Here is a 21240-nt window from a genome sequence, read left to right as displayed (position 1 = left end):
AGGAGAGGCGGTGGGTGCGGACTATCGCGAGTGGTCGGGATTTTTGCACTGAACGCGGCACACCACCCCGCCAGCCGGAAAGCTAAAAAAACAGAGCCACCATTAACAGTGTCGTCACCGGTGAGCTGCTCTAATTGCCCCATCACCAACTTGGAGCCCTCGATGAACCCTCTTTATCACGCAGCCCTCCATCAGCTGTTTCTTTCCCTCTCTCTCCCCATGCCAGCACAGGAAGAGAGCGTCACCAGCCTGCAGATCGGCGAGCATACCTACCACCTGACCGAACACCCGGCCAACTACCTGCTGATGTTTACCCGCCTGGAAGCCGCCACCAGCGCACAAGCCGCAGCCCAGAACCTGTTTAGCCAGGACCCCTGCAAACCGGTTCTGGCATTCGATCCGGATAGCCTGACCCCGGTACTCTGGAGTCGTCAGCCACTACAACAACTCGATCGCGGCCAGATCCATCATCAGCTGGAGCAGTTGGTACATGCCGCCCGCGAGATTGGCCAGATCTGACTCGCCCACAGCAATGCCGCATGACCCACTGCTGACCACGCCACCCACAGCCCGGCTGTGCGGCGGCTGAAAGCCAATAAAAAAGGCGCCATCGGGCGCCTTTTTGCACTCAACCAGACCACTCAGCCCGGCGGAAAATGGCCGCCAATGCTGATTACGCTGACCTGCTGCAGGGTGCTGTTGATGGTAAAGGCGACCCTGTGCTCCTGACTGAGGCGGATCGTGTAGATCCCCTTGTGCTTGCCGCCCAGTTGTTCGTAGTGCATGTCGCCCACCTTGTCGGCGGCGTTCTTGGGGTCCGTGCCTCGCACTATCTCCCGCCGCCACTCGTGGTACTTGCTCATGGCCGACGCCGTTACGGCTACGTGCTTGTCCTTGTTGTAGAGGATGCGGGGTTGCGAATCATCGATAGTCCATGCCATAGCCAGCTCCTATTTTTGGCTCCAAAAAGAACCAAACTATAGTGCACACCAGCCAGCCGGCCAGCCCGCCCAACCCCAACCTGTCTGTCTGAGTCACAATCTGGCATGCAAAACGGCGCCATCAGGCGCCGTTTTTTGTCGCAGCCTGCCGCAGCAGACCGGAGGGATTCAGCCACTTCAGCCGGTATAGACCGGCAGCAGGCCCGCCATATTGAGCAGGTGGAAGGCGGCGGTCAGCACCCCGAACAGGAAGACGCCGACGATCATCGGCATGCCACCCGGTGCGCGGAACCCCTCGTCCTTGCCCTCCTGCTTGCCGGCGCGCACCTTCCAGGCCAGCAGGGCCGGGATGATGCAGGTCCACAGGGTGGCCACGGCGCCCGCGTAGCCGATGGCCATCAGGAAGCCGAACGGGAACAGCAGGGAGAGCAGCAGCGGCGGCAGGAAGGTGGCGGCCCACGACTTGGCGCGGCCCTGGCGGCTGTTGTCGAACTTGAACAGATCCGCCAGATAGTCGAACACCCCCAGCCCCACTCCGATGAAGGAGGAGAGGATGGCGGCCATGGAGAAGGCATTGAGGGCGCTGGCGACCGCCTCGGATTCGATCACCGAGGCCAGCGCCTTGAGCAGCACGTCGACGTTGCCGCCCTGCGCCACCACGGGCCCGAACTCGCTGCGCGGCAGGTTGCCGAACACGCTCACCAGCCAGATGAGGTAGAACAGCAGCGCGATGGCAGTGCCGCCGAGGATGGCGTAGCGGGCGCGGCGCTCTTCACCGTAGTAGGCGCGCATGGAAGAGACTGAGTGGTGATAGCCGAACGAGGTGAGCGCCACCGGCAACATGGCCAGCGCATAGGGAGCATAACTGGCGTGCTGGCTCAGGGTGTCGAACAGCAGGGTCGGCTTGATGTTGATGGAGAGCCCGGAGATGCCAAACACGAAGCTGAGCCCCATGGCGATGACCAGCACCACGGAGATGCGATCCACCGCCCGGGTGGAGTGCCACACCAGGCCGGAGAAGCCCAGGGTAAACAGGATGGAAGCCCACTGGCTGCCGATGCCGGTCATGCCGTCTATGATGAGGCCGGCCGAGGTGATGTAGGCGTAGAGCAGGATGCCGCCGACGAAATAGACGGTGAGGTTGTTGAAGGCGTTGACCTTCTCCCCCAGCAGCTCACGGGTGACGGTATCGAACGACACGCGCAGCGGATAACCCTGATAGGACTCCAGCAGCATCCAGCCGGAGACTGTCATCACTATCATGGTCAGGGTGATGGCCAGTACCGACCAGAGGGTCCAGGCACCCGCCCCCGCACTCGGCAAACCCAGCATGCCAGCCCCGACACAGACGCCGGCAATGATGCATGCCCCGCCCACCAACGATGGTTTCTGTCCCATTTACTTCTCCAAAGACGATTGTGGATCTGATCGCGACCGCGGACCGTTGCATTTGCTACGCCGGTTGTCATGGTAGATCGCGCTCATCTAGGTGCCGGCGCCCGGCGCTGGCTGCTTCGAAGGGGAAGCGAGGTGCGCTCAGGGCTGACTGCCGGTCCGGCACGGCTGCAGAGCCGCCATGTCGGGGAAGGGACTTTACCCTGCTCCCCCTCAGGTATCAAATTCGGGTGCATTTTTCAGGCAGCCCAGCCCCCCTGGGTAGGCCGCCTTTGACCGGCGTGTCGGTATTCAATGGGTCAACTGCGGCAGCAGTTGCAGCAACTGGGCCCGCACCTCGAGCGGTGTCTGGCTGACCCAGATCCCCAGCAGGCCATAACAAAGTAGTGGCAACACCAGCAGCAACAGGCAGAGCAGCCCCAGCAAACGTGGAGGGCTGAGCCGACGCCGTGGCGTGCCAAGATGCAGCGCATCGGCCCGCTTGGGGCAGGCGGCCACGCAGCTCAGGCAACTGGTGCACTCGAGGCTGCGCACCGCGATCAGCTGGTGCACCTGGATGCGCGACGGGCAGGCCCGGCTGCACTTGTCGCAATCGTGGCCCGCGCTGCGCAGGCAGCGAGCCGGGTCGCGGCGGATGCGCAGTGGGGTCAGCAGGCCGAGCAGGGCGAGCCAGGCGCCATAGGGGCAGAGGTAGCGGCAGAACCCTTGCCGGAAGGTGGCGGTGAGCAGCAGCACCCAGCCAAGGCAGAGGCCCGAGATCAGGGTCAGGTTGAAGAAGAAGGCCCCCATCTTCATGTCCGCCGCCTGATGGTAGGGGCTGGTGAAGTAGCCGGGCAGGGCGGCGCCTGGCACCGCGATCAGCACGATAAACAGCAAAAAGGCGAGCACCAGAAACGTCTGGCCGCGCAGCACGACATCGAGCCAGCGTGGCGGCGTCCACTCCCCCACCAGCCATCGGCTGCGCAAGCCGTGCAGCCACTCCCCCACCAGCCCGAGCGGGCAGAACCAGGCACAGAACGCCCGCCCCAGCAGCAGAGCCGACAGCGAGAGCACCAGCACGGTGACGGTGGCCGCCGGATGGTGCGGATCCACCAGCCCCTGCCCGAGCCAGGCCCGCAGCCCGAGCCCGCCGGCTATGGGCAGGAAACCGTCCACCACGTCAGGGCGCACCAGCCAGGGGCTAATCCCCTGCCCCAGCTGCCAGACATGCAGTCCGTACTGCAGCGTCACCAGCCCCCAGCAGATCAACAGCAACTGGCGTGTGCGTGCCCGCAGCCACTGGCCGTCGAGCGCCTCGAGGGCGGGCAGCGGCTGCCGTTGGTGCCAGAGGGCAAGCGCGGCGGCCACCAGCCCCAGGCCGAGCCAGAGCAGGCTGTCAGCCGCCAGCAACCAGAGCATGAGCAACAGGCCGAGGGCAAGACGCCACTGCCAGCCCGATCGCGCCTGCCACGCCAGCAGCACCAGATAGGCCAGGCCGGCGGCCATGGTCACGGCTTCGATCACGCTCATGTTTCCCTCACTGCCTCATCCACCACTGGCGGCAAGGATAACAGACATCTGAGTTGACTGTTTTGATCTGCGTGGGTAGAGAGGGACATTTGCGCCCAATGCCCCTCCCCATGGTTGAACCTTATGCCTTGCGGCTGTTGAACAGCGGCTGGTCGGACTCGAACTGATGTGCCAACCCCAGACCCATCAAACAAAAACCCCCTCGCTGGCGAGGGGGTTTGCATACGCAACAAGATGGGGGCAGGCTAGCCGCGGGCACGGCGCAGGTGGTAGTCGACGTGATAGTCGTTGGCATTGCGGAACATGATGGAGTAGTTGAGAAACTCGCCGTTCTCACCATATGAGAGCGAGGTGAGCCGCAGAATGGGCGCCCCCTGCTCGATGTGCAGCAGCTCGGCCATGCGCCGGTCGGCCAGCACGGCGCTGAAGCTCTCGTAGTTGCCGGCGATGGGGAGCTGGCACTCGTTCTCGATGTAGGCGAACTTGGATCCCTCCAGATGGGCCACCGAGAGGGTGCGAAACAGCCGCACCGGCATGTAGCTCTCCTCCACCAGCAGGGCCCGGCCGTCCACCGAGCGCACCCGGTTGGAGAAGTAGACCGGCTCGTTCACCTTGATCCTGAGCTGGCTGGCGATGGCGGGCGGGGCCGGCATGGTGCGAAACTCCAGCACCTCGCTGGTCAGGGTACGGCCCTGTTCACGCATCAACTCGGTGAAACCGCTCAGCCCCTTGGTCTCGTGCTGCACGTCCTTCTTGGTCACGTAGGTGCCGCTGCCGTGGCGCCGCTCCACCAGCCCCCACTCGATCAGCATGTCCACCGCCTTGCGCACCGTCATCCGCGATACCCCGAACTGACTTGCCAGGGTTGTCTCGCTCGGCAGGACATCCCCCACTCGGCAATCTGCCCCGTTGACCCGGATACGCAATCGATCCGCCACCGATTTGTAGATCACTGCTAGACCTCTCTTTACCCAGCCGGGGTGGCGGCCCATTCGCTCGCCTTTATTTCAACCAGCTGAAAATAAACAATTTTAAATTCAAATAACTCGATAAAAACGTCACAAAAACAAGACGTACAACAATATCGCAAAATTTAGATCTCTTTGTCTAAATAAGTGCATGCGCCGGATCACATAACCACCACATATTTCATGAGGGCCTGATCGCTTGTTGTTAGGTTCAATTCAGCAACACGACAACAGCAGTCAGACAATTCTCTAATAAAAAGGGACGCTATATGCTCAGTCAAATTCAACGTTTTGGCGGGGCAATGTTTACGCCTGTATTACTGTTTCCATTCGCAGGTATGGTGGTAGGCATTGCAATCATGCTGAAAAATCCCATGTTCGTGGGAGAGACACTGGCCGATCCTCAGGGACTGTTTTTTCAAATAGTTCATATTATTGAAGAGGGTGGCTGGACGGTATTTCGAAATATGCCGCTGATATTTGCCATCGGCCTGCCGATCGGTCTGGCAAACAAGGCTCAGGCCCGCGCCTGCCTCTCCGTGCTGGTCAGCTTCATGACCTGGAACTACTTCATCAATGCCATGGGGATGACCTGGGGCGACTATTTCGGGGTCGACTTCAACCAGGCGGTCGGTGGCGAGAGCGGGCTGGCCATGGTGGCCGGCATCAAGACTCTGGACACCAGCATCATAGGTGCCATCGCCATCTCCGGCATCGTCACCGCCCTGCACAACCGGCTGTTCGACCGGCAACTGCCGGTCTTTCTCGGCATCTTCCAGGGCAGCTCGTTCGTCACCATAGTCGCCTTCTTCGTGATGATCCCCTGCGCCTGGTTGACCCTGCTGGGCTGGCCCAAGGTGCAGATGGGCATCGCCTCCCTGCAGGAGTTCATGCTGGTCTCCGGCCCGCTCGGCGTCTGGGTTTACACCTTCCTCGAGCGGATCCTGATCCCGACCGGCCTGCACCACTTCATCTACGGCCCCTTCATCTTCGGCCCGGCCGCGGTGGAAGGCGGCATCCAGCTCTACTGGGCCCAGCATATGCTGGAGTTCAGCCAGAGCACCCGGCCGCTGATCGAGCAGTTCCCCCAGGGCGGCTTCGCCCTGCACGGCAACTCCAAGATCTTCGGGGCCATGGGGATTGCACTCGCCATCTACGCCACCGCCGCCAGGGAGAACAAGGCCAAGGTGGCCGGCCTGCTGATCCCGGCCACCCTGACCGCCATGCTGGTGGGGATCACCGAGCCGCTCGAGTTCACCTTCCTCTTCATCTCGCCCCTGCTGTTCGCCATCCATGCCCTGCTGGCTGCCACCATGGCGACCGTGATGTACCTGTTCGGGGTCGTCGGCAACATGGGCGGCGGTCTGCTCGACCAGTTCCTGCCGCAGAACTGGATCCCCATGTTCCACAATCACGCCGGCATGATGTTTACCCAGATTGCCATCGGGCTGACCTTTACCGGGATCTGGTTCCTGATATTCCGCACGCTCATTCTGAAATTCAATTTGAAAACCCCGGGGCGGGATGAAAGCGAAATAAAACTGTATTCCAAGGCCGATTATCAGGCCGCCAAAAAACAGCGTGGCCATGATATTGCCGGCCATATTCTGGCGGCGCTCGGTGGCGCTGAAAATATCAACAGTCTGAACAACTGCGCCACCCGGCTGCGCATATCGCTGCGCGATGCGGGTCTGGCGGCAGCGGATGGTGCTTTCAAACAATTGGGTGCCCACGGCGTGGTCCGCCACGGTGACAGCATCCAGATCATTATCGGTCTGCATGTCCCCCAGCTGAGGGAAAACATGGAGAGCCTGATGAACAACCCCTCCTCCTCTTCTTTCGTAACGGAGTCATGATCATGAAAAAATTCTCTGTCGTCATTGCCGGCGGTGGCAGCACCTTTACCCCGGGCATCGTTCTCATGCTGCTGGAGAACCAGCACCGCTTCCCGCTGCACGAGATCAAGTTCTACGACAACGATGGTGCCCGCCAGGAGGTGATCGCCGAGGCCTGCCGCGTCCTGCTCAAAGAGAGGGCCCCGGACATTGCCTTCAGCTACGGCACCGACCCCAAGGCGGCCTTCAGCGGGGTGGACTTCGTGATGGCCCACATTCGGGTCGGCAAATACCCCATGCGCGAGCTGGACGAGAAGATCCCGCTGCGCTATGGCGTGGTCGGCCAGGAGACCTGCGGCCCGGGCGGCATCGCCTACGGCATGCGCTCCATCGGCGGCGTGCTGGAGCTGGTCGACTACATGGAGCAGTACTCGCCGGATGCCTGGATGCTGAACTACTCCAACCCGGCCGCCATCGTGGCCGAGGCGACCCGTCGCCTGCGTCCCCACGCCAGGATCCTCAACATCTGCGACATGCCCATCGGCATCGAGGGACGGATGGCCCAGATCGCCGGCCTGCCGTCACGCAAGGAGATGCGGGTGCGCTACTACGGCCTCAACCACTTCGGCTGGTGGACCCGCATCGAGGATCTGGCAGGCAACGACCTGATGCCGGCCATCAAGGCCCACGTGGCCAAACACGGCTATGTGCCCAAGCAGGCCGGCCACGCCGAGGCCAGCTGGAACGACACCTTCGCCAAGGCCAGGGACGTGTGGGCCCTTGATCCGGACACCCTGCCCAACACCTATCTGAAGTACTACCTCTACCCGGACTATGTGGTGGCCCACTCCAATCCTGAGCACACCCGCGCCAACGAGGTGATGGAGCACCGCGAGAAGCAGGTGTTCAGCGCCTGCCGCGCCATCGTGGCAGCCGGCAATGCCGCAGCCGGCGAGCTGGAGATCGACGAGCACGCCTCCTACATAGTGGATCTGGCCACCGCCATCGCCTTCAACACCCAGGAGCGGATGCTGCTGATCGTGCCGAACCGGGGGGCCATCCCCAACTTCGACCCGGAGGCCATGGTCGAGATCCCCTGCCTGGTGGGCAGCAGCGGCCCCGAACCGCTGCAGGTGGGCAACATCCCGCTGTTCCAGAAGGGCATGATGGGTCAGCAGGTGGCCGTCGAGAAGCTGGTGGTGGAGGCGTGGATCGAACGCTCCTATCAGAAGCTGTGGCAGGCGATCACCCTCTCCAAGACGGTGCCGAGCGCCTCGGTGGCCAAAGCCATCCTGGACGACCTGATCGCCGCCAACCAGGAGTACTGGCCGCCGCTGCAATAAACGCGGGCCAAACAAAAACCCCCTCGCTGGCGAGGGGGTTTTCTTGTTGCTGGCGCTGCCGTGGCGCGATCAGCGCAGGGACTTGACCGAGCGGCGGACGATGAGCTCGGGCTGCACCGTCATCGACTCGACTTCCAGCTCCTTGTTGCGGATCCGGCTCACCAGCTGCTGCACCGCCAGCAGGCCGAGCTCGGCCTTGGGGTGGCGGATGGTGGTGAGCGGCGGGCTGGAGAAGCGCGCCATCTCCACGTCGTCATAACCGATCATGGAGATATCGTCCGGCACCTTGACTCCGGCTTCCCAGGCGGCGCAGATGGCGCCGATGGCCATGGGATCGTCGAAGGCGAACACCGCGGTCGGCCGCGGCTTGAGGGCCAGGATCCGCTGCATGGCATCGAAGCCGCTCTGGCTCTCGTAATCCCCTTCGAAGATCTGCTCGTCTTTCAGGGTCAGACCCTGCTCGGCCAGGGCATCGCGCACCCCGTCCAGCCGCTGCTGGGTGGTCGGCTTGGCCAGCTGACCCGTGATGCAGACGATGTCGCGGTGACCCTGCTCCAGCAAATGACGCACCGCCAGGCGTGCCCCGATGCGGGCGTTGTCATTGATGACGTTGGCAAAATCGCACTCGGTACCCCAGTCCAGCACCACTTGCGGCACGTTCTTGTGGATGCGCAGCATGTCGCGCAGCGGGGTATCGATGTCGGTTCCCAACACCAGCAGACCGTCGACCCGCTTCTCCATCAGCATGCGCAGGTAGTGCTGCTGACGGGGCGGCTGGTTCTCGGTGTTGCAGAGGATCAGGCTGTAGCCCTGCTCGAAGCAGTACGCCTCCACCCCTTGCACCACTTCCGCAAAGAAGGGGTTGGCACTGGTGGTCACCAGCATGCCGATGGTCTTGGTCGAGTTTATCTTGAGGCTGCGCGCTACCGAGTTGGGCGCGTAGTTGAGTTCTGCCACCGCCTCAAGCACTTTTTGGGTTGCGTCTTCGCTGACCCGACGGGTGTGATTGAGTACATGTGAGACGGTGGAGATGGATACGCCTGCGCGGGAGGCGACATCCTTGATAGTGGCCATCTCTGTCTCCTGAAGATCAAAGGCGGAACATTAGCAGATTTCCCGAATAAAGGCTTGGTTTTAACGAGTGCTGCCAATGAATTGTCAATGCTGGCTAATCTAGGCGGTCATTTCTATTTGCGCAAACGGATTTTGGTCAAAATGGGAGCAGCGTCAGAGTAAAATATCGTCAGTTTTTTCATCTATCATTTATCAAAAGCGCGCCTTGTTGAGAAGATGTTAATTGCCATCATCAGCATCAACTTCTAAGTAGACAACTGTAATTAGATATTTGTTTCAAAAAAGCACTATTACCCCCTCTCTGGTTAGTATCTTTAACAGCTTGTTATTGCCCAGCGAGGAATGATAGAACCATACCTATTGCCGGACTGGCGGGATCACGGTTCGGAATGGCACACGGAAAATGAAACAATCCACTGATTAAGGGACGAATCGATGAATAAGTTGAGCAAAATGGCAGTCAGGGCAGCGGTTTCTATGGCCCTGTTCGGATCGGTCTCACTGGTCCACGCGGCGGATACCATCAAGATCGGCATCGCCGGTCCGGTCACTGGCCCGGTCGCCCAGTACGGCGACATGCAGTTCACCGGCGGCAAGATGGCGGTCGAGCAGATCAACAAGGCCGGCGGCATCAAGGGCAAGCAGATCGAAGCCGTCATCTATGACGATGCCTGTGACCCGAAACAGGCCGTGGCGGTCGCCAACAAGGTGATCAACGACGGCGTCAAGTTCGTGGTCGGCCATCTCTGCTCCGACAACACCCTGCCCGCCTCCGACATCTATGAAGATGAAGGCGTGCTGATGGTCACCCCGGCCTCCACCAACCCCAAGATCACCGAGCGTGGCTATCAGCTGGTGCTGCGTACCATCGGCCTGGACAGCGACCAGGGCCCGACTGCCGCCAAATACATCATCGAGCAGGTCAAACCCCAGCGCGTGGCCGTCATCCACGACAAGAAACAGTACGGTGAAGGCATCGCCTCCAGCGTGAAAGCGGCGCTGGACAAGGCCGGCGTCAAGGTGGTGGCGTTTGAAGGCATCACCGCCGGCGACAAGGACTTCTCCGCCCTGATCGCCAAGCTGCAGAAAGAGAACGTCGATTTCGTCTACTACGGCGGCTACCACCCGGAGCTGGGTCTGATCCTGCGTCAGGCCGGCGAGAAGGGCCTCAAGGCCAAGTTCATGGGTCCGGAAGGGGTGGGTAACAAGGACATCTCCGCCATCGGCGGCCCGGCTTCCGAAGGCCTGCTGGTCACCCTGCCGAACAAATACGACCTGGTGCCGGCCAACGCCCCGCTGGTTGCCGCGTTCAAGGCCAAGGGTCAGGACTCCTCCGGTCCGTTCGTGTGGACCACCTATGCCGCGGTGCAAACCCTGGCTGCCGGTATCGCCAAGGCGGGTGAGGATGACCCGGCTGCCGTTGCCGCCGCCATCAAGGCCGCGCCGGTCGATACCGTGATGGGCCCCCTCAGCTGGGCTCCCAACGGCGACCTGAAAGGGTTTGAATTCGGTGTGTTCCAGTGGCACGCCGACGGTACCTCTACCCAACTCAAGTAATCTGCCGGTCGGGGTGACGTGAGTCACCCCTCCTTTCTTTGCGGGCAAGTACAGGGAACGCAGTATGTCCGAACACTTCCTTTACCTGGTTCAGCAGTTGCTGAACGGGTTAACCATAGGCAGCACCTATGCGTTGATCGCCATCGGCTACACCATGGTCTATGGCATCATCGGCATGATCAACTTTGCCCACGGCGAGGTCTACATGATCGGCTCCTATGTCGCTTTCATGGTGATGGCGGGGCTCATGATGATGGGCATCGACAGCACCTTTCTGCTGCTGGGGGGCGCCTTCCTGGTCAGCATCATCATCACCGGCAGCTATGGCTGGACCATAGAGCGGGTCGCCTATCGCCCGCTGCGGGGCGGCAACCGGCTGATCCCCCTCATCTCCGCCATCGGCATGTCGATCTTCCTGCAGAACATGATGCGGATGGCCCAGGGCTCGCGCGACATCGCCATGCCCACCCTGATCTCCGGCGGCTGGACCCTGGGTGAGGCCGACGGCTTCCAGGCCAGCCTCTCCTGGATGCAGCTCATCATCTTCGTGGTGACCTTCATCACCATGCTGGCGCTGACCCAGTTCATCGGCCGCTCCCGCATGGGCCGCGCCTGTCGCGCCTGCTCGGAAGACATCAAGATGGCCAACCTGCTGGGGATCGACACCCACGTGGTCATCTCCATCACCTTCGTGCTGGGGGCCACCCTGGCCGCCGTCGCCGGCGTGCTGCTCGGCATGTATTACGGCGTCATCAACCCCTACCTCGGCTTTATGGCCGGTTTGAAGGCCTTTACGGCAGCAGTGCTTGGCGGCATCGGCAGCATTCCCGGTGCCGTGCTGGGCGGCCTGCTGCTCGGTGTGGTGGAGGCGCTCACCGCCGGCTACCTCAGCACCGAGTACAAGGATGTGATGGCGTTCGCCCTGCTCATCTTCGTACTGCTCTTTATGCCCACTGGCATCCTGGGCCGCCCGGAAGTGGAGAAAGTATGATGAAACGCCAATTCATTCATGCCTGCATCGCCAGCCTGGTACTGCTGGTGCTCTCCTTCTGGCTGCTCGGCTTCAAGCTGGAGACCGACGGCACCCGCCTGCTGGTGGTGAGCCGGCTCGACGTGTCGCTGGCCTGGCTGTTGGGCGGCGCCACCCTGGTGTTCTGGTTCCAGATGCTGCGCGGCCAGATAAGCCGCCTGTTCCAGGCCTCCATCAGCGGCTTCTCGGTCGGCTTCACCAAGCTGGTGCTGCCAAGCCCGGAAGAGGCGCCCAAGCTCTATAACCTGACCGCCGTGCTGGTGCTGCTGTTTGCGGTGAGCTGGCCCTTCATGGCCTCCCGCGGCGCCATCGATCTGGCCACCCTCACCCTGATTTACATCATGCTGGGACTGGGCCTGAACGTGGTGGTGGGCCTCGCCGGCCTGCTCGATCTCGGCTACGTCGGCTTCTACGCGGTCGGCGCCTACAGCTATGCCCTGCTCAACAGCTACTTCGGGCTCAGTTTCTGGGAGTGCCTGCCCATCGCCGGCCTGATGGCGGCCACCTTCGGCTTCCTGCTCGGCTTCCCGGTACTGCGGCTGCGGGGGGATTACCTGGCCATCGTCACCCTGGGCTTTGGCGAGATCATCCGCATCCTGCTCAACAACATGACCAGCCTGACCGGCGGCCCGAACGGCATCTCCGGCATTCCCAAACCGACCCTGGGGGGGCTGGAGTTCAACCGCACCGTCAAGGACGGCGGCTTCGAGACCTTCCACGAATTCTTCGGCATCGCCTACAACGCCAACCACAAGGTGATCTTCCTCTACCTGATGGCGCTGGTGCTGGTGGTGGCGACCCTGTTCGTCATCAACCGCCTGCTGCGCATGCCGCTCGGCCGCGCCTGGGAGGCGCTGCGGGAAGACGAGATCGCCTGCAAGTCGCTGGGGCTCAACCCCACCATCATCAAGCTGACCGCCTTCACCATAGGCGCCTGCTTCGCGGGGTTTGCCGGCAGCTTCTTCGCCTCGCGCCAGGGCTTCATCAGCCCGGAGTCCTTCGTCTTCATCGAGTCGGCCATCGTGCTCGCCATAGTGGTGCTGGGCGGCATGGGCTCCCAGATCGGGGTGGTGCTGGCCGCCATCGTGATGACGGTGCTGCCGGAGCTGGCGCGCGAGTTCAACGAGTACCGCATGCTGATGTTCGGCCTCTTGATGGTGTTCATGATGATCTGGCGGCCACAGGGATTGCTGCCGATGACCCGCCCGCATCTGGAGTTGAAAAAATGAGTGCAAATCAGAAGTTAATGGAAGTCTCTGATCTGTCGATGCGCTTCGGCGGCCTGCTGGCCGTCAACGGGGTCAAGCTGGATGTGGAAAAGGGGGAGGTGATCTCCATCATAGGTCCCAACGGGGCCGGCAAAACCACCATCTTCAACTGCCTGACCGGCTTCTACCGCCCGAGCGGCGGCATCATTCGCTACAAGGGCGAGGAGATCCAGGGGCTGCCCGGCCACCTCATCGCCCGCAAGGGAATCGTGCGCACCTTTCAGCACGTGCGGCTGTTCAAGGACATGACGGCGGTGGAAAACCTGCTGGTGGCCCAGCACAGGCACCTCAACACCGGTTTTCTGGCCGGGCTGTTCAAGACCCCGGCCTTTCGCCGCGCCGAACGGGAGGGGCTGGAGCAGTCCGCCTTCTGGCTGGAGAAGGTGGGGCTCAAGGATCTCGCCAACCGCGCCGCCGGCAACCTGGCCTATGGCCAGCAGCGCCGGCTCGAGATCGCCCGCTGCATGGCGACCCGGCCTGAGCTGCTGATGCTGGACGAGCCGGCCGCCGGCCTCAACCCCCACGAGACCGACGAGCTGAACGAGCTTATCTCCAACCTGCGGGACGAGTTCGAGGTCTCGGTGCTGCTGATCGAGCACGACATGAAGCTGGTGATGGAGATCTCCAACCGCATCTTCGTGGTCAACCAGGGCACCCCGCTGGCCCACGGCAAGCCGGATGAAATCCGCAGCAATCCGGCAGTGATCAAGGCCTATCTGGGCGAGTCGTAAGGATAAAAAGATGTTAGAACTTCGCAACGTATCGACCCACTACGGCAAGATTCAGGCGCTGCACGACGTCAGCGTCGAGGTGAAAGAGGGGGAAATCGTCACTCTGATCGGCGCCAACGGCGCCGGCAAGACCACCCTGCTGATGACCCTGTGCGGCGAGCCCAAGCCCAGCAGCGGCTCCATCTGGTTCGAGGGGGAGCAGATAGACTCGCTCTCCACCGCCCGCATCATGCGCAAGGACATCGCCGTGGTGCCGGAGGGGCGCCGCATCTTCGCTCGCCTGACGGTGGAGGAGAACCTGCTGATGGGGGCCTTCTTCGTCGACAAGGCCGAGCAGCGCGGCCTGCTGGATCAGATTTTCACCCTGTTCCCGCGCCTGCACGAGCGACTGGAGCAGCGGGCCGGCACCATGTCCGGCGGTGAGCAGCAGATGCTGGCCATCGGCCGCGCCCTGATGAGCAAGCCGCGCCTGCTGCTGCTGGATGAACCATCGCTGGGGCTGGCCCCCATCGTCATCCAGCAGATCTTCGACACCATAGAGCAGCTGCGCCGCGACGGCATGACCATCTTCCTGGTGGAGCAGAACGCCAACCAGGCGCTCAAGCTGGCCGATCGCGGCTATGTGCTGGAGAACGGCCACGTGGTACTGCAGGACACGGGGGCTGCCCTGTTGGCCAACCCGGCCGTCCGCCAGGCCTATCTCGGCGGCTGACCCATGAGCAGGGCCGACACGGCGCCGGATCACCACAGCTTCTGGCACGATCCGGCCCTGCCTTTCATCGAGGCGCGGGCGGTGCAGGATGGCCGCCGTGTCTGCTACGACAAGCACAGCCACCCCCACTTCTCCATCGGCGCCATCACCGGCGGCCACAGCCACTATCTCAACCAGCGCAGCCGGCAGGAGGTCGGCCGCGGCCACCTGGTGCTGATGAACCCGGAAGAGGTGCACGCCTGCAACCCGGTAGCCGATGAACCCTGGTCCTATCTGATGTTCTACCTCGATACCGGCTGGCTGCAACGCCAGCAGGAAGAGGCTGGGCTGGGCGATGCCTTTCGTCCCTTCGACATGACCGCCAGCCGGGATCCCCTGCTCTATCAGGGGCTGTGCCGGCTCCACCGGCAGCTGTGGCAGGAGCCGGAGCCGCTGGCGCGCGAGGTGGCCTGCCACCAATTCAGCCGTCAGCTGCTGGCCAGACTCACCCCGGCCAGCTGGGACGATCGGCCGCCGCAGCACCTGCAGCGGGCCGCCGAGCTGATGCAGGACGACTGCAGCAGCGCCCTCACCCTCGCGCAATTGAGCGCGGTGGCCGGGCTCACCCCCTCCCACTTCGTGCGCAGCTTCAGCCGCCACTACGGCATGACGCCCCACGCCTACCTGCTCGATCAGCGCATCCGCCACGCCCGCACCCTGCTCAGGCGGGGAGAGCCGCTGGCAGAGGTGGCGCTGGCCAGCGGTTTTGCCGATCAGGCCCACTTCCAGCGCCAGTTCAAACGGCGGGTGGCCGCCACCCCGGGCCACTACCGCAACCAGCTGACCCGGCCGAGCTAGCGCACCAGATAGGCGGCGCAGAGCAGCAACAACAGCGCCATCGCCCGGTTGAACCAGCGCAGCCGCTGCGGTACCAGCAGCAACCCCTGCAGGCGACTGCCGGCATAGGCCCAGCAAGCGATGGAGCACAGACAGATGACCAGATAGAGGCCGCTGAACAGGGCCACCTGCCCCACCCCGCCCGCACTGCCATAGGCCCCCATCCCCATGCTGGCGGCGAGCCAGGCCTTGGGATTGAGCCACTGCATCAGCGCCCCGTACCAGAAGGAGGGCGCCACCCCGTCGACCCCTTCCACCCGGCCGCTGTCCACCAGCAATTGCCAGGCCATCCAGCCGAGGAAGATTACCCCGCTCCAGCGCAGCAGCTCGGCCGCCGCCGGCCATTGCAGCAGGGTGGCGTCCAGCCCCAATCCCATCAGCAACAACAGCAGGATAAACCCCAGGGTGGCCCCGACCACGTGGCGCAGGCTGGCCGCAAAGCCGTGCCTGGCACCGCTGCCGAGGGCGACCAGATTGACCGGCCCCGGGGTGATGGACATGGCCAGGGCAAACCCGGCCATGGATAACAGCAGACTCGTCTCCATGAATAACGCTCGTAGCAGCAAAAGGAGCCCCCAGCCTAGCCGGCGCCCCGCCCCGGGTATTGAAGGAAATTGCGATCGGTCACGGCAATAACCGGACACATTGCGGGCTTAGCGCCGGCCTCCGCTTGCGGTAAACTGGCCCTCAATCACCTATTCGCAGGACATGTTAATGGACCAGTTTGCCCATATCAGTGCCCATGATGCCCACCAGAAGCTCAGCGCCGGTGAAGCCCGCCTCGTGGATATTCGCGACCCCCAGTCGTTCGAGACAGCCCACGCGGTCGGCGCCTTCCACCTCACCAACGGCACTCTGGTGCGTTTCATGAACGAGGTGGACTTCGACACCCCGGTGATCGTGATGTGCTACCACGGCAACAGCAGCCAGGGCGCCGCCCAGTACCTGCTGCAACAGGGGTACGATGAGGTCTACAGCCTGGACGGCGGCTTCGAGGCGTGGCGCAGGGAGTTCCCGATCCAGGCGGGCGACGCATGATCCAGCTGCTGGTGCTCGACAACGCCCGCATGGCCCAGGCACTGGTGGACTACCTCTCCACCCTCGGCATCTCGTGCGAGCTGACCCAGTCGGAGTTGGGGGTCACCATCTGGCTGGCGGACGAGCAGCGCCTCGCCCAGGCCCAGCAGGAGGTGAAGCGCTTCCTGGCCGAGCCGAGCCACCCCCGCTACATGGAGGCCTCCTGGCAGTCCGGCCGGGCCGATGCCCGCATCGACTACAGCAAGGGGATGAGCGACCCGGTCACCGACTTCCTGCATCAGGCGGGGCCGCTGACCCTGGTGGTGATCATCGCCTGTCTGGCCATCTACGGACTCGATGCCATCGGCCTGCCGATCTTCGACGAGCTGGCCTTTCACCCGACCCTGGCCCAGTTCACCGACTGGCAGGCATGGCGCTACTTCACCCCTGCCTTCATCCACTTCTCGGTGCTGCATCTGGTGTTCAACCTGCTGTGGTGGTGGTATCTGGGGGGCCAGATTGAACAGCGACTCGGCAGCGGCAAGCTGCTGATCCTGCTGCTGGTAGGCGCCGCCCTGCCCAACCTGGCCGAGTTTTTCGCCAGCGGCCCGCTGTTTGGCGGCCTCTCCGGGGTGGTCTATGCCCTGCTCGGCTACTGCTGGCTGCGCAGCAAGTTGCAGCCGGCCTGTGGCCTCACCCTGCCACCGGCACTGATGGGCTTCATGCTGTTCTGGCTGGCACTCGGTTTCTTCGATCTGCTCGGCACCCGCACTGCCAACATGGCCCACCTGGTCGGCCTGCTGGTCGGCCTGCTGCAGGGCTGGCTGGACAGACAGCACCAGCCTGCCTGAGTTGCTGCGATCGGCTCGGCAGCCAACACGTCTGCTGATCTGACCCACCCGGCTACGAGTGCTATACACGAAAAAAAACGCCGCCCCGAGGGGCGGCGTTTTTATTGGCCGACTGGCTTACTGCTTGAGCAGGGTGGGATCGGTCACCTTGACCGCAGTGCCGCCGCTCATGAAGAAGCTGGCGAACTCTGACTGCATCTCGGTGGTCACGTCGCCGCTCGGATCGAAGTTCTCGTCCGGTGCCAGCAGCGAGCTGTGGCCACCGGCCACGAAGCGGGCCGCGTTGTGGCTGGCCGCACCGGTGGCGGTCAGCGGTTGCAGCGCCAGCACCTTGAACAGCGGCTCGGTGCCGCCCAGCGGGGCGGAGGCGATGCTGTTCGGGATCACCTGATCCGACAGGCTCAACGCGCCATCGCCAACGATCTCGGTGGCGAACAGCGGGAAGTCGCTCTTGATGCCGCTGCCGAGGTTGATCGGGTCAGCCGAATCCAGCACCGACTGGGCCGCGAAGCTGTAGCTCTGCAGCGTGCTGGCCGCAGCGGCCTGCTGGGTGGCACTCAGGCTCGGCAGGAACTCGTTGACGAAGCAGGTCGGCACCTCGGTCTTGCAGCTGGGGGCGTAGGCGGTGAAGCCCGCTTTCAGCTCGGCACTGCCGCTGGTCAGCACGCCCATCTTGATGGTCGGGCCGAAGGTCGGCGAGTTCAGCAGCAGCGGTGCTATGCCGCCACCCGGCATGGCCAGGCCACCGGTATCGAACTTGAACAGGGCATCCGCCTGGGCATTGCCGATGGACTGGTTGGCGACCGCCAGCAAGTTGGTGCCGGAGATGGCGCCCAGGGAGTGGCCCAGGAAGTGCACCTTGAGGCTGCCGGCGCTGCCGATGGCACCCTTGGCATTGGCCAGACCGACCGCCAGACGCAGGCCCAGCAGATCCGCCACGCTCTGTTTCAGGTTGTCGCGGGCCACGGTCAGATAGCTCAGGTTCAGGTAGGGGGTCGGATTGTCGGAGGTGGTGACGGTGTCCATGCTGCCGCTCAGGGCGAAGCCGCGCTCACCGTGCAGCGGGTGATCGATCACCACCAGCGCCACCTTCTTGCCTGCCTGCATGCCGGCATAGATCTGACCCAATGCCAGCGCATAGGCGTTCTCTTTCACCGAGGTGACGCCGTGCTGATAGATGATCACGTCGGTGATGGTGTTGAGGTCATCCTTGGCAAAGATGCGCATCGGCACCGACTGCACCTCTTCCAGCTTGGGCAGCGGGTTGAAACGGCCGATGTTCTGCTCGGCATCCAGCGGCTTGCCGCCGGAGGTGAGGGTCACCCCGATCAGCTTGCTCGCCTCGGCCAGCAACTCGGCCTGACGGGTCGGATCGGCAATCAGCGTCGCCAGCAGGGCCGGGTCTACGCCCGCGCCCACCAGCCCGGCGATCACTTCGCTGTCAGAGGCTTTCAGGGCATTGGCGATGGCGTAAAGGCTGGGGATGGCGCCGTGCCAGGACTGGGTCTTGGCCTTGTCCCAGGAGCCGGCGGTGGCCGGCGAGGAGAGGAAGTAAGGCAGCTTGACGGTACCGGTATAGACAGTGGTCAGCTGGGCCAGCCCGTTGAGCTGGGCGCCGGGGCCGAAGGCGGTGGCCAGCGCATCTTTCTGCTCCTGCGGCAGGAACTGTTCGGCATCCAGCTGGGTCAGGAAGGGGTTGCTGCCGGCCACGGCCAGGGTATAGGTACCCGGCAGGCTGGTGTTGCCCTTGGCATCCTGCTTCCACAGGGCGGCCGCGTCCAGGGTCGGGCTCTTCAGCACGGATGCCGCAGCCCCTTTCACCGCCACCAGCACGTCGGCACCGGACTGGGTACCGAACCAGTCGGAGAAGATGACGTGATCGGTGGAGACGCCGGTGGCGGCCTTGAACAGGCCCTCCTGCAGGGCGATCAGACCGTTGATGGTCTGCTCCTGAGCATTGCTGCCGACGTTGTTCTTGTAGTTGCCGTAGTCGCTGCCGGCCTTGACCGCGTTGCCGTTGCTGTCCTTGAGGGAGTCGGTGGCCACGATCATGTAGTAGGAGGAGGGGTTCAGCGGTTTCATCGGCACCAGGTTCAGCTTGCCAGCCGAGGCGGCCACCACGAAGTCCGTCCCGTAGGTCAGCACCTTCTTCACGCCGCTCGGGCGCAGGGCTGTGCTGTCAAAACTCAGTTCCAGCAGGTAGAGCGGGGCCACCGAAGCGGCAAACTCGGCAGCAGCCGGTGCCTGCACAGTGATGCCGGACGAGGTGACGGGCACGATCTGGATGGCCTGGGTCGTGGACCAGCCATCCAGGGTCGACATGGCCGACACCGGGTTGGAGAGATCCGCCGTTTCGGTGGAGAATTTCAGGGTGCCATCGCTGGCGCGGGCCGCCAGGGCACTGGGGCGCACGGCGTTGGAACCGGTCAACAGATAGTCGAGATAGCTGGAGGTGTCGCCTTTGTTATCGTCACTGCCACCACAGCCGGCCAGCATAGCACTGACGACTGCGGCATAAATTAGCTTCTTTTTCATATCCTTATCTCTTTTTAGTTGTTATCCATGAAATGCTGACGGCGTTGGGTAAAAACCCGACCGGTACATCTTAACAGCAACGCAACAATTATTAAGTAGCTGGTCGGTCATCTGATCTGCTTTTTTTGTGTACAGCATCAAGGAATTGGAATAGAAACGGGACTCGATAGGTTAACAGCTTCATCACGGATACCAGACCCGACCAGCGGTCACTTGTACGCCAGATGGCAAAAAGCGACCCCCGATCTCGGCAAAGCGGATCAATTGCCGGTAGAATGGCGCATTGCTTAAGGAGAACCACATGATCGACCCGAAGAAACTGGAAGAGATCGCCAAACAGGTGCACAACTCCCTGCCGCCCGGCATTCGCAGCATGGGTGAAGAGGTAGAGAAGAAGATCCGTCAGGTGCTGCAGTCCCAGCTCGGCAAGCTGGATCTGGTCAGTCGCGAAGAGTTTGACGTGCAGACCAAGGTGCTGCTGCGCACCCGCGAGAAGCTGACCGCCCTCGAGGCCAAGCTGGCCCAGCTCGAGCAGCAGCTCGGCGCCAAGGGCGAATAACGCAGGTCGCCCATAAAGCAAACCCCAGCCAGGCTGGGGTTTGTTGTTTCTGGCCTGCCGCAAAGCAAGCTGCGGCAGGCAGATCTAGCGAGGCACTCCCGGCCAACCCATGGGGGCCCGGCCTCATGCCGAACTCAGATAAACTCGTAGGCGTCGCCGAAGATGCGCTCCGGCTCGGCACCCAGGATCTTGAACTCTTCCCGCGCCGCACCCGCCATCTCGAAGCGGCCTGCCACATAGATGTCGTAGTCATGCAGGCTGACGAAGTCATCCATGATGGCCTTGTGCACCAGCCCGGTCTTGCCGGTCCAGTCGCTCTCCGGCTCCTGCACCACAGGGATGTAGGTGAGCGGGGCGTAGTCGCGCTCCCACTGCTGCATCTGCTCCTGCTCGTAGAGCCAGTGCGCCTGGCGCACGCCCCAGTAGAAGAACACCGGGCGCTTGCTGCCGCTGTCGATCAGGTATTCCAGAATGGCGCGGGCGTAGGAGAAACCGGTGCCGCCTGCCATCAGGATCAGCGGCCGGGGTGACTCTTCCCGCAGGAAGGCCTTGCCCGCCGCCAGTTCAATCTCGATCTCCCCCTGCTCGCGCATGCGGGCCAGCACCTGGCCGGCATAGGCGTTCTCCGGGGTGGCGCCGATCTGCAGCTCCAGCACGCCGGGGCGGGTCGGCGAGTTGGCGATGGAGAAGGGACGCTTGTCCGAATCACTCATCACCACCAGCAGATACTGGCCCGGCTTGAAGCTGACCTCTTGCAGCGGCGTCAGGGCCACGTGCCAGATGGTGTCGACATATTCGCGCAGTTCCTCTACGCGGCACTTGATACGTTGCATTCTTATCCTTGTGACGGGCTCGTTCGGCCCGCTTTCGCTCTTGATTCACTGTGGACTGGCGACCAGCAAAGTGGTCAGGTCAGTCGAGCATACCCAATTCAGCTCAAATGGTCGTTCTGCTTGAGCTGGGCCTGCTTGATCTTGAGCTGGGCGCGGCGGCTGGCGAGATCCGCCTCGGCGGTCTTGAGGTTGTTCTGGGCGATCAG

General features: G+C 62.8%; 20 protein-coding genes. 12 read left to right on the top strand and 8 right to left on the bottom strand.

Annotated elements, in window-relative coordinates; all coding sequences use genetic code 11:
• Window positions 1-162 precede the first annotated feature (162 nt).
• On the top strand, window positions 163-519 hold the full coding sequence (locus AB5Y95_RS19170) for a CesT family type III secretion system chaperone (RefSeq protein ID WP_005307376.1): 357 nt from the start codon (window positions 163-165) through the stop codon (window positions 517-519).
• Between the two features lie 122 nt (window positions 520-641).
• On the opposite strand, the gene AB5Y95_RS19165 is transcribed toward AB5Y95_RS19170, so the two are convergent.
• From AB5Y95_RS19165 to AB5Y95_RS19150, 4 genes are all read right to left on the bottom strand, one after another.
• Window positions 642-941, bottom strand: a complete 300-nt coding sequence (locus tag AB5Y95_RS19165; protein WP_005307369.1) for a hypothetical protein — start codon at window positions 939-941, stop codon at window positions 642-644.
• A 177-nt stretch (window positions 942-1118) separates the two neighbouring features.
• Window positions 1119-2339, bottom strand: coding sequence for an aromatic amino acid transporter (locus AB5Y95_RS19160; protein WP_005307366.1), 1221 nt, complete (start codon window positions 2337-2339; stop codon window positions 1119-1121).
• Between the two features lie 288 nt (window positions 2340-2627).
• A complete protein-coding gene (locus AB5Y95_RS19155; RefSeq protein ID WP_368161834.1) occupies window positions 2628-3845 on the bottom strand; it encodes a 4Fe-4S binding protein in 1218 nt (405 codons plus the stop codon).
• Between the two features lie 245 nt (window positions 3846-4090).
• Window positions 4091-4798 (bottom strand): GntR family transcriptional regulator, encoded by a 708-nt coding sequence (locus AB5Y95_RS19150; RefSeq protein ID WP_368161833.1) that lies wholly within the window; start codon window positions 4796-4798, stop codon window positions 4091-4093.
• Between the two features lie 284 nt (window positions 4799-5082).
• Here AB5Y95_RS19150 and AB5Y95_RS19145 point away from each other — a divergent pair, with 284 nt between their 5' ends.
• Window positions 5083-6669 carry an alpha-glucoside-specific PTS transporter subunit IIBC gene (locus AB5Y95_RS19145; RefSeq protein ID WP_268027790.1) on the top strand — a complete coding sequence of 529 codons (1587 nt, stop codon included), beginning with the start codon at window positions 5083-5085 and terminating at the stop codon, window positions 6667-6669.
• 2 nt (window positions 6670-6671) lie between these two features.
• Entirely contained in the window at window positions 6672-7991 is a 1320-nt protein-coding gene (locus AB5Y95_RS19140; RefSeq protein WP_326492435.1) for a 6-phospho-alpha-glucosidase, read from the top strand.
• A gap of 69 nt (window positions 7992-8060) precedes the next feature.
• On the opposite strand, the gene AB5Y95_RS19135 is transcribed toward AB5Y95_RS19140, so the two are convergent.
• Complete coding sequence (locus AB5Y95_RS19135) at window positions 8061-9065, bottom strand: substrate-binding domain-containing protein (protein WP_024942236.1); 1005 nt, start codon at window positions 9063-9065, stop codon at window positions 8061-8063.
• A gap of 435 nt (window positions 9066-9500) precedes the next feature.
• Between AB5Y95_RS19135 and AB5Y95_RS19130 the strand changes: the two genes are divergently transcribed.
• From AB5Y95_RS19130 to AB5Y95_RS19105, 6 genes are all read left to right on the top strand, one after another.
• Window positions 9501-10622: a branched-chain amino acid ABC transporter substrate-binding protein gene (locus AB5Y95_RS19130; RefSeq protein ID WP_005307334.1), complete on the top strand. Its 1122-nt coding sequence runs from the start codon at window positions 9501-9503 to the stop codon at window positions 10620-10622.
• Window positions 10623-10686: 64 nt separating this feature from the next.
• Window positions 10687-11613, top strand: a complete 927-nt coding sequence (gene livH / locus AB5Y95_RS19125) for a high-affinity branched-chain amino acid ABC transporter permease LivH (protein WP_005307331.1) — start codon at window positions 10687-10689, stop codon at window positions 11611-11613.
• Window positions 11613-12881 carry a high-affinity branched-chain amino acid ABC transporter permease LivM gene (locus tag AB5Y95_RS19120; protein ID WP_019841062.1) on the top strand — a complete coding sequence of 423 codons (1269 nt, stop codon included), beginning with the start codon at window positions 11613-11615 and terminating at the stop codon, window positions 12879-12881. The genes livH and AB5Y95_RS19120 overlap by 1 nt, the downstream gene beginning before the upstream one ends.
• Window positions 12878-13651 (top strand): high-affinity branched-chain amino acid ABC transporter ATP-binding protein LivG, encoded by a 774-nt coding sequence (gene livG / locus AB5Y95_RS19115; protein ID WP_368161832.1) that lies wholly within the window; start codon window positions 12878-12880, stop codon window positions 13649-13651. Before AB5Y95_RS19120 ends, livG begins: the two co-directional genes overlap by 4 nt.
• 10 nt (window positions 13652-13661) lie before the next feature.
• Window positions 13662-14363 (top strand): ABC transporter ATP-binding protein, encoded by a 702-nt coding sequence (locus tag AB5Y95_RS19110; RefSeq protein WP_005307325.1) that lies wholly within the window; start codon window positions 13662-13664, stop codon window positions 14361-14363.
• A gap of 3 nt (window positions 14364-14366) precedes the next feature.
• Window positions 14367-15200: a helix-turn-helix domain-containing protein gene (locus AB5Y95_RS19105; protein WP_368161831.1), complete on the top strand. Its 834-nt coding sequence runs from the start codon at window positions 14367-14369 to the stop codon at window positions 15198-15200.
• Here AB5Y95_RS19105 and AB5Y95_RS19100 read toward each other — a convergent pair.
• Window positions 15197-15883 carry a LysE family translocator gene (locus AB5Y95_RS19100; protein ID WP_368161830.1) on the bottom strand — a complete coding sequence of 229 codons (687 nt, stop codon included), beginning with the start codon at window positions 15881-15883 and terminating at the stop codon, window positions 15197-15199. The genes AB5Y95_RS19105 and AB5Y95_RS19100 overlap by 4 nt on opposite strands.
• A 70-nt stretch (window positions 15884-15953) precedes the next feature.
• Between AB5Y95_RS19100 and glpE the strand changes: the two genes are divergently transcribed.
• Entirely contained in the window at window positions 15954-16277 is a 324-nt protein-coding gene (gene glpE, locus AB5Y95_RS19095; protein ID WP_005307320.1) for a thiosulfate sulfurtransferase GlpE, read from the top strand.
• Window positions 16274-17107, top strand: coding sequence for a rhomboid family intramembrane serine protease GlpG (glpG, locus tag AB5Y95_RS19090; protein ID WP_368161829.1), 834 nt, complete (start codon window positions 16274-16276; stop codon window positions 17105-17107). The genes glpE and glpG overlap by 4 nt, the downstream gene beginning before the upstream one ends.
• 117 nt (window positions 17108-17224) lie before the next feature.
• Here the strand turns inward: glpG and AB5Y95_RS19085 are convergent, their stop codons facing one another.
• Entirely contained in the window at window positions 17225-19642 is a 2418-nt protein-coding gene (locus tag AB5Y95_RS19085; protein ID WP_368161828.1) for a VolA/Pla-1 family phospholipase, read from the bottom strand.
• A 301-nt stretch (window positions 19643-19943) separates the two neighbouring features.
• Between AB5Y95_RS19085 and AB5Y95_RS19080 the strand changes: the two genes are divergently transcribed.
• The gene (locus AB5Y95_RS19080) at window positions 19944-20201 is read left to right on the top strand and encodes an accessory factor UbiK family protein (RefSeq protein ID WP_005307315.1); all 258 of its coding nucleotides are present in this window, start codon (window positions 19944-19946) and stop codon (window positions 20199-20201) included.
• Window positions 20202-20335: 134 nt separating this feature from the next.
• Here AB5Y95_RS19080 and fre read toward each other — a convergent pair whose 3' ends face one another.
• Complete coding sequence (gene fre, locus AB5Y95_RS19075) at window positions 20336-21034, bottom strand: NAD(P)H-flavin reductase (RefSeq protein ID WP_017780576.1); 699 nt, start codon at window positions 21032-21034, stop codon at window positions 20336-20338.
• Window positions 21035-21240 lie beyond the last annotated feature (206 nt).

Origin of the sequence: Aeromonas sp. R5-3 (genome assembly GCF_040908225.1) — a bacterium.
GTDB classification, from domain to species: Bacteria; Pseudomonadota; Gammaproteobacteria; order Enterobacterales; family Aeromonadaceae; genus Aeromonas; species Aeromonas dhakensis.
This window is presented reverse-complemented; position numbering and strand designations above follow the sequence as displayed.

Bases quoted from the DNA above. Each gene is read 5' to 3' on its own strand.
- AB5Y95_RS19170 (WP_005307376.1), top strand. From the start codon at position 163: ATGAACCCTCTTTATCACGCAGCCCTCCATCAGCTGTTTCTTTCCCTC.
- AB5Y95_RS19165 (WP_005307369.1), bottom strand. From the start codon at position 941: ATGGCATGGACTATCGATGATTCGCAACCCCGCATCCTCTACAACAAG.
- AB5Y95_RS19160 (WP_005307366.1), bottom strand. From the start codon at position 2,339: ATGGGACAGAAACCATCGTTGGTGGGCGGGGCATGCATCATTGCCGGC.
- AB5Y95_RS19155 (WP_368161834.1), bottom strand. From the start codon at position 3,845: ATGAGCGTGATCGAAGCCGTGACCATGGCCGCCGGCCTGGCCTATCTG.
- AB5Y95_RS19145 (WP_268027790.1), top strand. From the start codon at position 5,083: ATGCTCAGTCAAATTCAACGTTTTGGCGGGGCAATGTTTACGCCTGTA.
- AB5Y95_RS19140 (WP_326492435.1), top strand. From the start codon at position 6,672: ATGAAAAAATTCTCTGTCGTCATTGCCGGCGGTGGCAGCACCTTTACC.
- AB5Y95_RS19135 (WP_024942236.1), bottom strand. From the start codon at position 9,065: ATGGCCACTATCAAGGATGTCGCCTCCCGCGCAGGCGTATCCATCTCC.
- AB5Y95_RS19130 (WP_005307334.1), top strand. From the start codon at position 9,501: ATGAATAAGTTGAGCAAAATGGCAGTCAGGGCAGCGGTTTCTATGGCC.
- livH (WP_005307331.1), top strand. From the start codon at position 10,687: ATGTCCGAACACTTCCTTTACCTGGTTCAGCAGTTGCTGAACGGGTTA.
- AB5Y95_RS19120 (WP_019841062.1), top strand. From the start codon at position 11,613: ATGAAACGCCAATTCATTCATGCCTGCATCGCCAGCCTGGTACTGCTG.
- livG (WP_368161832.1), top strand. From the start codon at position 12,878: ATGAGTGCAAATCAGAAGTTAATGGAAGTCTCTGATCTGTCGATGCGC.
- AB5Y95_RS19110 (WP_005307325.1), top strand. From the start codon at position 13,662: ATGTTAGAACTTCGCAACGTATCGACCCACTACGGCAAGATTCAGGCG.
- AB5Y95_RS19105 (WP_368161831.1), top strand. From the start codon at position 14,367: ATGAGCAGGGCCGACACGGCGCCGGATCACCACAGCTTCTGGCACGAT.
- glpE (WP_005307320.1), top strand. From the start codon at position 15,954: ATGGACCAGTTTGCCCATATCAGTGCCCATGATGCCCACCAGAAGCTC.
- glpG (WP_368161829.1), top strand. From the start codon at position 16,274: ATGATCCAGCTGCTGGTGCTCGACAACGCCCGCATGGCCCAGGCACTG.
- AB5Y95_RS19085 (WP_368161828.1), bottom strand. From the start codon at position 19,642: ATGAAAAAGAAGCTAATTTATGCCGCAGTCGTCAGTGCTATGCTGGCC.
- AB5Y95_RS19080 (WP_005307315.1), top strand. From the start codon at position 19,944: ATGATCGACCCGAAGAAACTGGAAGAGATCGCCAAACAGGTGCACAAC.
- fre (WP_017780576.1), bottom strand. From the start codon at position 21,034: ATGCAACGTATCAAGTGCCGCGTAGAGGAACTGCGCGAATATGTCGAC.